The organism is Devosia subaequoris, assembly GCF_014197055.1.
Taxonomy (GTDB): Bacteria; Pseudomonadota; Alphaproteobacteria; order Rhizobiales; family Devosiaceae; genus Devosia; species Devosia subaequoris.
Map to the genome: position 1 here is coordinate 1 of NZ_JACIEW010000007.1, position 13,599 is coordinate 13,599.

Annotated in this window: 14 protein-coding genes; 7 read left to right on the forward strand and 7 right to left on the reverse strand. The window is 61.9% G+C overall.

Features of this window, described 5'->3' with window-relative positions:
* The first annotated feature begins 547 nt into the window (after nucleotides 1-547).
* Nucleotides 548-2,386: an EAL domain-containing protein gene (locus tag GGR20_RS13675; RefSeq protein WP_183311932.1), complete on the forward strand. Its 1,839-nt coding sequence runs from the start codon at nucleotides 548-550 to the stop codon at nucleotides 2,384-2,386.
* A 2-nt stretch (nucleotides 2,387-2,388) separates the two neighbouring features.
* Here GGR20_RS13675 and GGR20_RS13680 read toward each other — a convergent pair whose 3' ends face one another.
* Nucleotides 2,389-2,556, reverse strand: a complete 168-nt coding sequence (locus tag GGR20_RS13680) for a hypothetical protein (RefSeq protein ID WP_183311933.1) — start codon at nucleotides 2,554-2,556, stop codon at nucleotides 2,389-2,391.
* A 184-nt stretch (nucleotides 2,557-2,740) separates the two neighbouring features.
* Here GGR20_RS13680 and uxaC point away from each other — a divergent pair, with 184 nt between their 5' ends.
* The 3 genes from uxaC to GGR20_RS13695 all read left to right on the forward strand — a co-directional run bounded on the left by uxaC (nucleotide 2,741) and on the right by GGR20_RS13695 (nucleotide 5,709).
* A complete protein-coding gene (uxaC, locus tag GGR20_RS13685; protein WP_420827448.1) occupies nucleotides 2,741-4,198 on the forward strand; it encodes a glucuronate isomerase in 1,458 nt (485 codons plus the stop codon).
* A 190-nt stretch (nucleotides 4,199-4,388) separates the two neighbouring features.
* Entirely contained in the window at nucleotides 4,389-5,198 is an 810-nt protein-coding gene (locus tag GGR20_RS13690) for an aminoglycoside phosphotransferase family protein (protein WP_183311934.1), read from the forward strand.
* A gap of 4 nt (nucleotides 5,199-5,202) precedes the next feature.
* On the forward strand, nucleotides 5,203-5,709 hold the full coding sequence (locus tag GGR20_RS13695; RefSeq protein WP_183311935.1) for a CAP domain-containing protein: 507 nt from the start codon (nucleotides 5,203-5,205) through the stop codon (nucleotides 5,707-5,709).
* On the opposite strand, the gene GGR20_RS13700 is transcribed toward GGR20_RS13695, so the two are convergent.
* The 4 genes from GGR20_RS13700 to GGR20_RS13715 all read right to left on the reverse strand — a co-directional run bounded on the left by GGR20_RS13700 (nucleotide 5,706) and on the right by GGR20_RS13715 (nucleotide 8,375).
* Nucleotides 5,706-6,395, reverse strand: a complete 690-nt coding sequence (locus tag GGR20_RS13700) for a TlyA family RNA methyltransferase (RefSeq protein WP_183312142.1) — start codon at nucleotides 6,393-6,395, stop codon at nucleotides 5,706-5,708. The two genes, GGR20_RS13695 and GGR20_RS13700, sit on opposite strands and share 4 nt — an antisense overlap.
* 41 nt (nucleotides 6,396-6,436) lie before the next feature.
* Nucleotides 6,437-7,036, reverse strand: coding sequence for an SCO family protein (locus GGR20_RS13705; protein ID WP_183311936.1), 600 nt, complete (start codon nucleotides 7,034-7,036; stop codon nucleotides 6,437-6,439).
* A gap of 130 nt (nucleotides 7,037-7,166) precedes the next feature.
* A complete protein-coding gene (locus GGR20_RS13710; protein WP_183311937.1) occupies nucleotides 7,167-7,418 on the reverse strand; it encodes an exodeoxyribonuclease VII small subunit in 252 nt (83 codons plus the stop codon).
* Nucleotides 7,419-7,448: 30 nt separating this feature from the next.
* Nucleotides 7,449-8,375, reverse strand: a complete 927-nt coding sequence (locus GGR20_RS13715) for an arginase family protein (RefSeq protein WP_183311938.1) — start codon at nucleotides 8,373-8,375, stop codon at nucleotides 7,449-7,451.
* Nucleotides 8,376-8,488: 113 nt separating this feature from the next.
* Between GGR20_RS13715 and GGR20_RS13720 the strand changes: the two genes are divergently transcribed.
* Nucleotides 8,489-9,427, forward strand: a complete 939-nt coding sequence (locus GGR20_RS13720) for an L-threonylcarbamoyladenylate synthase (protein ID WP_183311939.1) — start codon at nucleotides 8,489-8,491, stop codon at nucleotides 9,425-9,427.
* Here the strand turns inward: GGR20_RS13720 and GGR20_RS13725 are convergent.
* The gene (locus GGR20_RS13725) at nucleotides 9,424-10,377 is read right to left on the reverse strand and encodes a DnaJ C-terminal domain-containing protein (RefSeq protein WP_183311940.1); all 954 of its coding nucleotides are present in this window, start codon (nucleotides 10,375-10,377) and stop codon (nucleotides 9,424-9,426) included. The two genes, GGR20_RS13720 and GGR20_RS13725, sit on opposite strands and share 4 nt — an antisense overlap.
* 112 nt (nucleotides 10,378-10,489) lie before the next feature.
* On the opposite strand from GGR20_RS13725, the gene pdxH reads away from it, so the two are divergent.
* Nucleotides 10,490-11,119 (forward strand): pyridoxamine 5'-phosphate oxidase, encoded by a 630-nt coding sequence (gene pdxH, locus GGR20_RS13730; RefSeq protein WP_183311941.1) that lies wholly within the window; start codon nucleotides 10,490-10,492, stop codon nucleotides 11,117-11,119.
* Between the two features lie 77 nt (nucleotides 11,120-11,196).
* Complete coding sequence (locus tag GGR20_RS13735; RefSeq protein ID WP_183311942.1) at nucleotides 11,197-12,027, forward strand: DUF1499 domain-containing protein; 831 nt, start codon at nucleotides 11,197-11,199, stop codon at nucleotides 12,025-12,027.
* A 2-nt stretch (nucleotides 12,028-12,029) separates the two neighbouring features.
* On the opposite strand, the gene glpK is transcribed toward GGR20_RS13735, so the two are convergent.
* Complete coding sequence (gene glpK, locus GGR20_RS13740) at nucleotides 12,030-13,520, reverse strand: glycerol kinase GlpK (RefSeq protein ID WP_183311943.1); 1,491 nt, start codon at nucleotides 13,518-13,520, stop codon at nucleotides 12,030-12,032.
* Between the last annotated feature and the right edge of the window lie 79 nt (nucleotides 13,521-13,599).

Sequence of the window (13,599 nt, forward strand, 5' to 3'; positions counted from 1 at the left end):
TAGACCAAGTTTGGCCATTGACGGGTCGCAATACTCAACTAAGCTATTGAAACTGTTAGGCAGTCAGTTGAATTGGCTCCGGCTCTGGGCACCACCATTTCCCCAATGAAATCAATAAGTTGCTGACGAGCGCGAGTCGCGCATGTCTTGTTTCATGTCGCGCATGTTGCGTTCAGCCAAGTCGCTGAGAATCCAGCACCTCGTACGGCCGCGCCACGCGACAAGGGCGCGACATGGGGACGAGTCCAGTGGATCGACACGCGCTTTTGAAGACTGCCTCCAGGCGTCCAATTGACGCGGACATGGCCTGATTGATTTCGCCACAGGTCAGCAGGGCCGAGGTGAGATACCGCGATAGGACTGGGCGCCCGCCGGTCAAATGGGCCCGCTAAGCGCTTGTTGCCGTGGCCGTGGCAACAGCGATCGTGGGGCCTCTATTCGCGGGACGGACGCGCCGCGCAAATTGTTTCAAACTGCGCTTTTCCGCACATATTTGCTTTACGGCCTGCGGCTACTGTGCCTCCCTAGCTAACTGGGAGCCAGCACGGTGGCAGGCAATACCGAACTCTTGCTCCGCGTACAGACCGACGTCCTGGAGGCCGTGGCACGTGGCCAGGGACTAGCCGAAGTTGGCGACATCTTTTGCCGCCGCATCGAAAATTGCGTACCCGGTGTCGCCTGTTCCATCTTGCTGATCGAAGATGGCAAGGTGCATTCACTCGCCGGCCCCACCTTGCCCAACGCTTATTGCAGTGCCATCGACGGGATTTCTGTCGGCCCTTGCGTCGGATCCTGTGGCACGGCAGCCTGGCGCGGCGAACCGGTGCTTGTCACCGACATCGAAACCGATCCTCTGTGGGCCGACTACAAGGCACTCGCTCTGCCGCTCGGACTGCAGGCCTGCTGGTCCAGTCCGATTCACAACAGTGACGGCCAGGTCGTGGCGACCTTCGCCTTCAACTACGATACCAAGCGCGGTCCGTCCGATTTTGAACGCGAAGTGGTTGCCACCTGCGTCCACCTTTGTGCCCTGGTGATCGAACATGAGAATGTTCGGGTCAAGAACCAGCGCCTGGCCTATTTCGACGCGTTGACCGGCCTGCCCAATCGGGCGCATTTCAACGCGGCGCTCGCCGAACGCATCCTGGTTGGCGACCCCTTCGGGCTCATCCTGCTCGATATCGATTATCTCAAGCTGGTAAATGACAGTATCGGCCATGCCGCAGGGGATGCGCTCCTTTGCGTCATTGCCGACCGCCTGCGCCAATGCGGTCCCGATATCCTGGTTTGCCGCCAGGGTGGTGATGAAATTGCCATGCTGGTTTCCAATTGCGCCGACCACGCCAACCTCGCGGCCGCGGCTGCCCGTGTGCTTTCCGCCGCCGCCGGCATGGTCGCGGTCGGCGATCAGACCGTCGATGCCCATGTCACCCTGGGCGGAGCCTTGTTCGGCGTCGACGGTGTCGATTCCGATACGCTGTGCCAGAATGCGGATTTTGCGCTCTATCAGGCCAAGCAAACCCACCGCGGCGGATATGTTGGCTTCCGCCCGGATTTGCGCACCGAAATGGTTGAGCGGATCGCTACTGTGCGCCGGCTCGGCGTAGCCCTAAACGAGGGTCGCCTGATCCCACATTACCAGCCCATTGTTCGGCTCGAAACCGCCGAAATCGTCGGCGTAGAGGCGCTCGCCCGCATGGTCATGCCGGACGGCACCATTGTCTCGGCCAGTGCGTTTCAGAGTGGGCTTGAGGACCCGCGCGTCGCTTGCGATCTGACCGCCAGGATGCTCGAACATGTGGCGCGTGACGTACGCGCGTGGCTCGACGCCGGTCTTCCGTTTCAACATGTGGGTATCAACGTCACCACGGGCGATTTTCGGCGCGGTGACCTCGCGGAGCGGATCCAGAAGACCTTTGCCCGCCAAAACGTCCCCCTCGAACATCTCGTACTCGAGGTCAACGAAGCTGTATTCATGGGCGACAGTGATCAAACCGTGCCCCGGGCCGTCGAGGCCCTCCGCGCGCAAGGATTGCTCGTGGCGCTGGATGATTTTGGCACGGGCTATGCCTCGCTCACCCATCTCCTCAGTTTCCCGGTCGATATTATCAAAATTGACCGGTCTTTTGTTGAGAGGCTGGGCGTCGACCAGCCGAGCGGTGTGGTAACGCGGGCCATTCTCGACATTGCCCGACAGCTCGACATGCGCGTCGTGGCCGAAGGTATAGAAACCGGCCGGCAGGCCGATATACTAAGTGGATACGGTTGCCAGATGGGGCAGGGCTATCTGTTCTCGCGCCCAGTATCGGCCGATGACGTCGCCGCCATGTTGCAGTTATTTGGCCAGAAGCCTGATTTGCCCCGGCGCGTTTCTGCCAGCGCCTGAGGTTATATCAGGGCGCTGAGCACCGCCGCAGCCACCCCCACCATGGCAAGGGCACCCGCAAATCCAGATAGCACCATCAACCGCCGGTGCTGTGCTTGCACATGGCGCTGCGTTCCTTGCCGCAGACCGGCCAGGCCCGTATCAGACTGATTGAATTCGAGATGAACCATCCTGCCGCCTTCACAACACGCTTTCCCTGAAAGGAACGCTCAGTGTTTGCCGGGCAGCCGCCTTGCTGGGCCGTTTCTCACCCTGTCCGAACCGAGGGTACTCCGCGTCTCGCGCGATCCAAGCTGGTTGTTCGATCACGGTTAATTTGTTTTAAATTGCATTCCATTGCATCTTGTATGGAAGATGTTGAAACTGCTTGGCGAACGTGGCACAACCACCGGCATGACCCAGCCAAGCCATCTCCATCCTGACCGTTTGTTTCCTGCCTCCGACCCGGCGCGCTCCATCGCGCGCGATCTTCATGGCGCCGTCAGCGACCTGCCGCTGATCAGCCCGCATGGTCACACCGATCCCTCCTGGTTCGCGCAGAACGGCCGCTTCGCCAGCCCTACCGCGTTGTTCCTGACGCCGGATCATTATGTGCTGCGCATGCTCAAGAGCCGCGGCATCAGCTATGATGCGCTGGGCATCCCCCGCAAGGATGGCAGGGCCATTGAAACCGATGGCCGCAAGGCCTGGCGGCTGTTTGCCGACAACTACTATTTGTTCGCCGGCACTCCGTCGAAAACCTGGGTCGATCACTCCTTGCACGCGGTCTTCGGCATTACCGAGGAACTGTCCGGCGCCACGGCGGACAGCATTTATGACGCCATCGACGCCAAGCTGTCCTCGCCCGAATTGCTGCCACGCGCCATTCTCGATCGCTTCAAGGTCGAGGTCATCGCCACCACCGAATTCGCCCTTGATCCGCTGACCCATCACCAGTCGATGTCGGAACAGGGTCTCATTGGCCAGGTCCGCACCACCTATCGCCCGGATGACGTCACTGATCCCGGCCGCGCCGCGATTGTCGAGAACCTGCATACATTCGGCGAGCTCACCGGCGAAGATATCAGCAAATGGGACGGCCTGATCAACGCCCATCGCAAGCGTCGCGAATATTTCCGCAAATACGGGGCCGTGGCCACCGATCACGGCGTCCCCACGGCAAATACGGCCGATCTGCCGTTCAACGAAAAGCAGGCCCTGCTCGAAAAGGTGCTGGCCGGACGGCACGACGCCAATGACGCCGAACTGTTCCGCGCCCAGATGCTCACCGAAATGGCGCTTCTCTCGGTTGAAGATGGCATGGTCATGCAGATCCATGCCGGCTCGCGCCGCAACACCGATCCGCTGCTGTTCGACGAGCGCGGCGCCGATCTGGGCGCCGATATCCCGGGCCCAACCGACTATGTCGGCGGCCTCAAGGCACTTCTGGGCCGTTGCGGCAACGAACCGAACCTGCAGATCATCATGTTCGTGCTCGACGAGACCACTTATGCGCGCGAACTGGCGCCCATGGCCGGCTACTGGCCCTCGCTGATGATCGGTCCGCCCTGGTGGTTCCACGACAGCCCGCAGGGCATCCGCCGCTATCTCGACCAGGTCGTCGAAACCGCTGGCTTCTACAATCTCGCCGGTTTCAACGACGACACCCGCGCTCTGCTCTCCATTCCCGCCCGGCACGATGTCTGGCGCCGCGAAGTCAGCGGTTTCCTCGCCAATTGGGTCGCCGAAAATCGTCTGAGCAAGGCAAGCGCCGAGGAAGTCGCCCGGCACTTGAGCTATCAAGCGGCTAAGGACGCCTACAAGATCACGTAGATCGACAGTCTCGATCGGTCCCTCCCCCTATCAGGGGGAGGTTAGGTGGGGGTATCCAACAAACACGTTCCGCCCCACTTCCATCACCTTTCCACGCCAACAGCACAGAACCGTCGAATCGTTTCCTCGCTTCTGCTCTAATGGCGCAATGGTGAATCAGTCCCCAGTCGAAACGGCGTTGAGCCGTGCCATGATCCGTTGGTCCCTGACCAAGTCCACGCCTGTGGCGGAGACGCCGCGCAGTTGGATTTTCCGCGTAGAACAGAATGGGCGCAACTTTGCGGCCCTCAAGATCCTCAAGCCTGCTGTATCGGGAGAGGAGGGCAGGGGCGCTCGCCTGCTGTCTTGGTATGGTGGCGATGGCGCCGCCACGGTCTTCGACATGCATGGCGATACCATCTTCATGGAATGGCTCGACGGCGGCACCCTGGGTGAAGCGGCCCGCAATGGCCGTGATGCTGAAGCCACCACAGCTCTGGCGACCGTGGTGTCTAACCTCCATCGTCACCGCGATGATGCACCGGCCGATCTGCTGCCGCTGCGGCAACGCTTCCAGGCTCTGTTCGATACCGACGTGCGCGCATGGCCGCATACAGCGCGTGATCTTTACGCGCGCTGTGCCGGAATTGCGCTAAAACTCTTCGACAAGCCCATGCCGGAGATTCCGCTGCACGGCGACCTGCACCACGACAATATCATCTCGTCCGATCGTGGCTGGCTGGCCATCGATCCCAAGGGCTTGATCGGCGATCCGCACTACGAAGTCGCCAACGCCTTTCGCAATCCGCCCGGCGCCACCAAACTGGCGGCCGATCCCAAGCGCATCAACGCCATGGCCGATGCCTTCGCCGCGCGACTGGGATTCAACCGCAAGCGCGTGCTCGGCTTTGCTGCCGCCCATTCGGGCCTTTCGGTCTGCTGGGATCTGGTTGATGGCAATCCCGTCACCACCGATCTTGCCATTCTCCCCAATCTCTTGAGTGCATATGATCAGGCCTGACCCCATGACTAGCTACACCCGCCGTGCCGTCCTGGTCTTGGTCTCCGCGTCCCTGCTTTCGGCCTGCGCTTCAACCATCCCCCCCCTGCCCGCCAAGGTATCCGACCGGCCCGAAGACCTCACGCGCGACCAGATCGTGGCGACGGTCAACGCCGTCCGCCGCGCCAACGGGGCCGGAAGCTGGCGCTATAATCCACAATTGGAAGCCGCCGCCCGCTCGCAGGCCCGGCTGATGGCCGGCAAGGACACGCTCAGTCACGATCTCGGTGTCACCCTGCGCCAGCGCGTGTCGGAAGCCGGCTATCTGCTTGCGGTGGGTGAAAACGTCGCCAAAGGCTACAAGACCCTCCCCGCCGCCATCGAAGGCTGGCTCGCTTCGCAGGGTCACCGTAACACCTTGCTCTCCAATCGCTTCACCGAATTCGGTCTGGCCTTTGCCCGCACCAATTCGGGCAAGCTCTACTGGGCCCTGATCGCCGGCGGCCCCTATGAGGCGTGGGCTCAGGCCTAGAGCCGCCTGAACACCAGCGCCGTCTCGATATTCCCATCACCGCCGGCAATTGGCGAAACCACCTTTGTCCGCAATACAAACCCAGCGCCGGTCACAAAAGCCTCCACCTCGGCCATTGCCCGTTCCATGGCCGCCGGATCGCTGACGATCCCGCCCTTGCCGACAAATTCCCGCCCCACCTCGAATTGCGGCTTGAACAGGATCACCGCGTCGGCCACAGGCCCACACAGGGCCAGCGGGGCCGCCAACACCTTGGTCAGCGACACAAAGCTGACATCTGAGACCAGAAGGTCGATTGGTTCGGCAATAGTTTCTCGGTCGAGATCCCGGGCATTGGTGCCTTCCAGGCTCGCCACGCGCGCATCATCCCGCAGGCTCTGGTGCAATTGGTCATGCCCTACATCCACGGCAAAGACCTTGGCCGCGCCCCGCTCAAGCAGCACCTGCGTAAAGCCGCCAGTGGATGAACCGACATCGAGGCAGGTCTTGCCGCCAGCATCGATTTTTCCGGCATCGAGCCCGGCGATCAGCTTCAGCGCCGCCCGGGACACATAGCCTGCCGCGGGATCGTCCAGCGCGAGCACATCATCGAGCCCCACCATCTGGTTGGGCTTTTTGGCTGGCGCGCCATTGACCGAAACCGTCCCGCGCAAAATGGCGTCGCGGGCGCGTGCCCGGCTGGGCATCAGCCCGCGTTGTTCCAGCGCCAGGTCGAGCCGGGTGCGGCTCACCCCTTGACCATGCGTTCGATCTTGGCGAGGGCGGAGTCACTGGCTTCCTCATAGGCGATCGTGCCTTCAAAGGTGCCATCTGCGTCAATCAGAAAGGTCAACGCGGTGTGATTGATGTCGTAAAACTCGCTGTCAACGTCGCCGGTCTTCTCCGAAAACACTCCGAACGCTGACTTGGCGCGCTCAGTCTCAGCTTCGCTTCCAACAAGGCCTATGATGGTCGGATCGACACCTTCAACGTAGCCCTTGACCATGTCCAGGGTGTCACGATCAGGATCTACCGAAACAAATATGATCCTTAAGTCGCTGGCGGTCAGCCCGAGTTGTTCTCTCCATGCCGTCGTTTCGGACAAGGTTGTAGGGCAGACTATTGGGCAGTAAGTGAATCCAAAAAAGACCAGGCTTGGCGTCCCGCGCAGATCGTTTTGGGTGAAGCTGCCGCCCTGCGTCGAAGCGAGTGCAAATTCCTGACCTGTGACACCCAGCGGTCGCTGCGGCGGCCGGAATACATAAAGCGCCGTTGCCCCGATCGCCGCCACGGCCACCAGCACCCACAGCACGATGCGGAAATTGCGAAGGGTGTTGTTGGTCGTCATCTGCGTCTCAAAGGTGTCTCGGCGCCACATCACTCCTAAAGGAGGAGGTAGTAAAGCGTGGTCGCTGGATCCTAGCGCAGCTAGGAGGGGGTGAACACATCATCTCAAGGCAACCTATCCGCGAAAGGCCTCAGCCGGCGTCCAACGGCTCGGTGCCCACGGCCCTGCCTTCGCGATTGAGCGTGATCTTTTCGATCCGCGCCTCGGCGGTCTTGAGCAACGTTTCGCAGTGGGCCTTGAGAGCCTCGCCGCGCTCATAGATGGCAATCGACTCTGCCAGGGGGGCCTTGCCGCTTTCGAGCTTGGCCACGATCTGCTCGAGCTGTTCCAGCGCCGCTTCGAAGCTCAGCGTTTTCACATCGTCATGTGCCGTGTCAGCCATTCTCGTTCGCTCGCTCAAATCTCGTTCATCTTACAGGTCCAGGAGGGTCGAAACATGGCTCCGTACACCCCCTGCAAGCCCCTTGAGGTCATAGCCACCTTCGAGCAGTGACACAATGCGATTGCTGCAGCGCTTTTGCGCCACCTCCATCAACTCTGCCGTGACCCAGCCAAAATCGCCGTCCACCCATTCCAGCTGCGCCAGCGGGTCGCGAACATGGGCGTCAAACCCCGCGGAGATCAGCAACAGGTCGGGTGCGAAATTCTCCAGTGCCGGCAAAATGATATCACGATAGGCCTCCCGCATCGCTTCCCCGCCCGACTGGGCTGGCAGGGCCACGTTGACGATATTGCCCACCCCGGTTTCCGATGGGCTGCCGGTGCCGGGGAACAGCGGCATTTGATGGCTTGACGCGTAAAACACGCTCGGATCGTCCTTGAAAATGTCCTGCGTGCCATTGCCGTGGTGCACATCGAAATCGACAATCGCCACTCGTTCAGCACCATATTTCCGCTGCGCCTCCCGCGCCGCGATGGCGACGGTGTTGATCAGGCAAAACCCCATGGGCAGGGCGATTTCAGCGTGATGTCCGGGCGGACGAATGGCGCAGAAGGCGTTGTCCACTTCCCCCAGCAGCACCGCATCCAGTCCGGCCAGCGCGCCACCCAGGCCTGTCGCTGCCACCCCCATTGAACCGTCGGAAATAAAGGTGTCGGCATCCAATTGCCCAATGCCTTCAGCAGGCCGTGCATCGCGCAGACGGGAGAGATAGGTCCCGTCATGCACCAGTTCGGCCAGCATGATATCGCCAAAGGGCGCGCTGCGGCGCTTGAGCGCAGCATATTGGGGCCCCGAAAGTGCCTCTTCCACCGCCCGGATGCGATCCGCGCGCTCTGGGTGTCCCTGCGGGGTCAGGTGATCGGCAAAATTGGGCTGGCTGATCAGGAGCGTCGTCACCTGGCTCTCCTCAAGGCAGGGCGCGGAAAAATCCAGGTCGGTTTCCCGTGGTGCGCTGCATCCATGTTCCATCTCGTCTTGACGCGGCCATGCCCTGTTGTCAAACACCGCTCATGTCTGACCCGTTCCACACAACCGTTGAACAAGCCGCTGCACTGCTGCGCTCGGGAAAGCTGTGTGCTTTCCCCACCGAGACGGTTTACGGGCTTGGCGCCGACGCGACCAATTCCGATGCCGTGCTTGCCATCTACGAGACCAAGGGCCGGCCGCGTTTCAATCCGTTGATCATTCACTGCGCCGACGTGCGCATGGCCGAGCGCCTTGCGCTGTTCTCACCCCTGGCGCGCCAACTGGCAGATACCTTCTGGCCCGGCCCGCTCAGTATCGTCCTGCCGCTTCGCCCGGGGCACGGTCTGGCCGACATTGCCACCGCTGGCTTAGATACGGTCGCCCTGCGTGTGCCTGATCATCCCCTGGCCCTTGACCTTTTGCGCGCCACTGACCGGCCGCTTGCCGCACCATCTGCCAACCCCTCGGGAAAGCTTTCCCCCACGACCGCCGGGCAGGTCGACAGGGGCTTTGTTGGCGAAGTGCCCGTGCTCGATGGCGGCCCCTGCAAGGCTGGCGTTGAATCCACAATTATTGCGGTGGACGGCGATCGGCTGGTTCAACTCCGCGCTGGCGCACTGTCTCGCCAGGAGATTGAAGACGCCACGGGCAGGCAGGTGGAACAGGCCGAAGCGGGCGCGGCCATTGCGGCACCCGGCATGCTGGTCAGCCACTATGCACCTAATGCCGCCTTGCGGCTCAATACCACCCCGATGCCGGGCGAGGCCTATCTGGCTTTTGGTGAACTGGCGCCGCACAACAGCCTCGTGCGCAACCTCTCGGAAAGCGGCGATCTGCGCGAAGCCGCGCGCAATCTCTTTTCCATGCTGCATGAACTCGATGCGATGGGCGCCCAGATGATCGCCGTCGCGCCCATCCCCGAGACGGGGCTGGGCGAAGCGATCAACGATCGTCTAAAACGGGCAGCCGCGCCAAGAGCCTAGTCGCGCACCCTATACGGCTTCTGATCTCGCATGAACCGGGCCAGCGCTTCCAGGTCCGCATCACCCCCCGGCGGCAGCACCACACGGATGTTCACATACAGATCGCCGTCGCCATAGAGACCCTTGCCCTTGAGGCGCAGGGCCTTTGAGGTATCCATGCCCGGGGGCAGGGTCAATTCCACCGAGCCATCCAGTGTCGGCACGCGCACCTTGGCGCCCAGCACGGCCTCATAGAGGGTCACCGGAACATCGGTGCGCACATCATGCCCGTCCTTCCGGAAGGTCTTCGACTTTTCAAAGCGCACCGTCACCAGCGCGTCCCCCGGTTCCCCATAGGGGCTGGGCGAGCCTTGACCCTTGAGGCGGATCTGCTGACCTTCCTCGACCTTCTCGGGCAGCTTGACCGAAAGCACCTTGCCCGTCGGCATGCGCACCGGCACCGATGCCGCCTTGTGCGCATCTTCGAGCGATATGGTGACGTTGACGACCACGTCGTCGCCTTTGCCCATGCGACCGCCAGCGCCACCGGCCGCCGTGCCCGTAAACGGGTCCCATTGCGCGCCACCCGCCGCGCCCCGCGCACCCGCGCCGCCCCGCGGCTGACCACCGAAGCCGCTCATGAACTCCTTGAGAATGTCCTCAGCGGAAAATCCGCCCGCACCGGCGCCGGGCCGAGCACCGCCGCGCGCACCACCAAACCCGCCATTACCTAATCCGGCAAAGCGCGGATTGCCGTCAGCGTCGATTTCGCCGCGGTCGAATTGTCCCCGCTTTTCGGTGTCGTTGAGCAGGTCATAGGCGTGCGTTGCCTCGGCAAACTTGCCGTGCGCCGTGGGGTCGTCAGGATTTTGGTCGGGGTGATACTTCTTGGCCAGCTTGCGATAGGCGGACTTGATGTCCTTCTCGCTTGCGGACCGCGACACCCCAAGTACGGTGTAAGGATCGCGCATTGGTTCCAATCTTTGATTGGGGGCATTGTTCGCCCCGTATTTGAAGTCCTATATGGCCACGCCCCCCGCCCTTGTCCAGTTGTGGCAGGGGCAAAGCGCAGGAAATATCGCTATGTTGCAGACCCTGACGGAACGCTTGTTCGACGATACCGACCGCACCGAACTCGACCCCTTCGCCATCTTCGAGGAATGGTTCGCCATGGCCGAGGACAGCGAACCCAACGACCCTCACGCCATGGCCCTGGCCACAGCCGATACCTCCGGGCTTCCCGATGTGCGCATGGTGCTGCTCAATCGCCGCGACGCACGGGGGTTCTGTTTCTTCACCAATTTCGAGAGCGCCAAGGGTGATCAATTGCAGTCCAATCCACAGGCCGCCATGGTCATGCATTGGAAAAGTCTTCGGCGCCAGGTGCGTATGCGCGGCCCCGTGGAGCAGGTCACCGAGGCCGAAGCGGACGAATATTTCGCCTCTCGCGCCCGGGGCAGCCGCATCGCCTCGGCCACCTCGAAGCAATCCCGGCCGTTGGCCAACCGGCAGCAGATGATGGACGAGGTGGCGGCCCTGACCGCCATGATCGGAGAGGGCGAGATGCCCCGGCCGCCTCACTGGTCCGGCTACCGACTGGTTCCTACCGCCGTCGAATTCTGGAAGGATGGTGAGTACCGGCTGCATGATCGCGTGCGCTTCACCCGCGAGCTTCCCGGCGCCGCCTGGACCAGTACGCGCCTATATCCCTAGCTGGTCGCGGCAAAGTTATTCAAACAAGCGAAAGACCTTGCCGCTAATGTGCGCGCCGAACTGGAGAGCAGGCCTTCGTGCGAATACTGATCAGAACCTCAAAATGGGCGGTGCTGGCGCGGCGGCTGGGTGGACTTGCCGTTCCGCTGACGATCGTTCCGGTGCTCATGCATCGCGAACGCTTCCTCGATTCCGGCGCCTTTCTGGTCGTGGCGTTGTTCGCCGGGGCGGTTGCTGCCTTGGCCGTGTTGGCCGCGTGCGTCGGCCTGGTGCGCCTCTGGCATACGGGTGATCAGGGCTGGAGCAAGGCGCTATCTGGGCTGTTCCTGGGACTGATTTGCCTCGCGCCCTTCGCATTTTATGGCGCCCAGGCGCTGCGCTACCCCATCGTTACCGACATCGCCACCGCTCCGCGCAGCGAGCTGCCGCTGATTTTCGAACCTGACATGGCTGATATGCCCGCGCCGCGGCTGCTGACAGCGGAAGAGCAGCAGCGCTTCTTCCCCAATGCCACCACCCGCACCTATCCGCTCGATCCGCTGCAGCTTTTTGCCATCGTCGAGCATCTTGTACAGGTGCAGGGCTGGGATGTTCGCCAGCGCCGTGAGCCGGGCATTGCTGGCGCACCGGGCCAGCTCAATGCGCGTATTCTCACTTTGGTCGGCTGGCGTGAAGAGGCGGTGCTGCTTATCACCGCCTCGGGCCGGGGCGCCGCTGTCGATATGCGCTCCGCCTCAATTGGCGCGCTGCATGATCTGGGCTCCAATGGCCAGCGCATCAGCGACTTTCTGGTGGCGCTCGATAGTGAGGTGACTGCCTTCCTGCGCGATAACCCCAATGTCAATCAGCTGGTACCTGATGAAGCTGTAGAGCCGGAAGCCGGAGCTGAGACCGGCGAGGGCGGCTGATACTACTGCGTCAGCGTACGGCGCACGGCATCGTCCCAGCCAGCAATCTTGGCCTTCCGGGTGGAGGTATCCATCTCCGGTTCAAAGCGACGGTCACATGCCCAGCCGTCGGCAAATTCGGCCATGCCGGGCCACACCCCCGCTTTCATTCCGGCCAGCCAGGCCGCACCCAGGGCCGTGGTTTCAAGAATTGTCGGTCGATCCACCGGCGCGTCGAGGATGTCCGCCAGAAACTGCATGGTCCAGTCCGAGGCCACCATGCCGCCATCGACCCGCAGCACCATTTCCGTGTTGCCGCTTGTCCAGTCCTTGCGCATGGCTTCAAGGAGGTCGCGCGTCTGGTAGCTAACCGCTTCCAATGCCGCCTTGGCGATTTCGGCCGGGCCGGTATTGCGGGTAATGCCATAGATCGCCCCGCGGGCATCAGCATCCCACCAGGGCGCCCCCAGCCCCACGAAGGCCGGCACCATGTAGACATTCTGGCTCGGATCGGCGGTGCGCGCCAGCGGGCCAGTTTCGCTGGCATGGCTCACCAGCTTCAGCCCGTCCCGTATCCATTGCACTGCGGCCCCGGCAATGAAGATTGAGCCCTCCAGCGCATAGGTGGATTGGCCATCCAACCGATAGGCTATCGTTGTCAGTAGCCGGTTCTGCGAGGGCACCATCTCGGTGCCGGTATTGATTAGTGCAAAGCATCCGGTGCCATAGGTCGATTTGACCATGCCCGGCTCAAAACAAGCCTGTCCGATCGTTGCCGCATGCTGGTCTCCGGCCACCCCGAGAATCGGGATCGCTGCCCCGAAGAGTTCGGCCTCTGCCGTCCCGAAATCATCAGCACAATCCTTCACCTCGGGCAGGATTGCCATGGGCACATCGAACAGGGCGCAGAGTTCGGCATCCCACTGGTTCTGCCCGATGTCGAACAGCAAGGTCCGACCGGCATTGGTGGCATCGGTAGTGTGCACCTTGCCCCCCGTCAGTCGCCAGATCAGGAAACTGTCTACGGTGCCAAAGGCCAGTTCGCCCTTCTCGGCCCGCACTCGCGCGTCCTCGACATTGTCGAGCAGCCACTTCACCTTGGTGCCGGAGAAATAGGGATCGAGCAGCAGGCCGGTGCGCTGAGTCACCATAGACTCACGCCCTGCCTTTTTCAGCTCTGCGCAATAGGCCGCAGTGCGCCGGTCCTGCCAGACAATAGCATTGTGGATCGGTTCTCCCGTCGCCTTGTCCCAGATCACCACCGTTTCGCGCTGATTGGTGATGCCGATTGCCGCGATGTCGGAAGCCGTGACGTTCGCCTCAGAGAGCGCCTTCTTGACCGACCAGACGACACTTTCCCAGATTTCCTCCGGATCGTGCTCGACCCAGCCATCCTGCGGGAAATACTGGGTGAACTCCTTCTGGCCGACGCCCGCAATTTTGCGTTCCCTATCGAACACAATCGCCCGACTCGATGTGGTGCCCTGATCGATCGCCAGAATGAATTTGGTCATGCCCAACTCCCCGGGGAATTCGCTTCCCGCTCAATTTTCGGTATGCTGCCATGCCCGCTCCGTGCGGGCATTTCCGCTC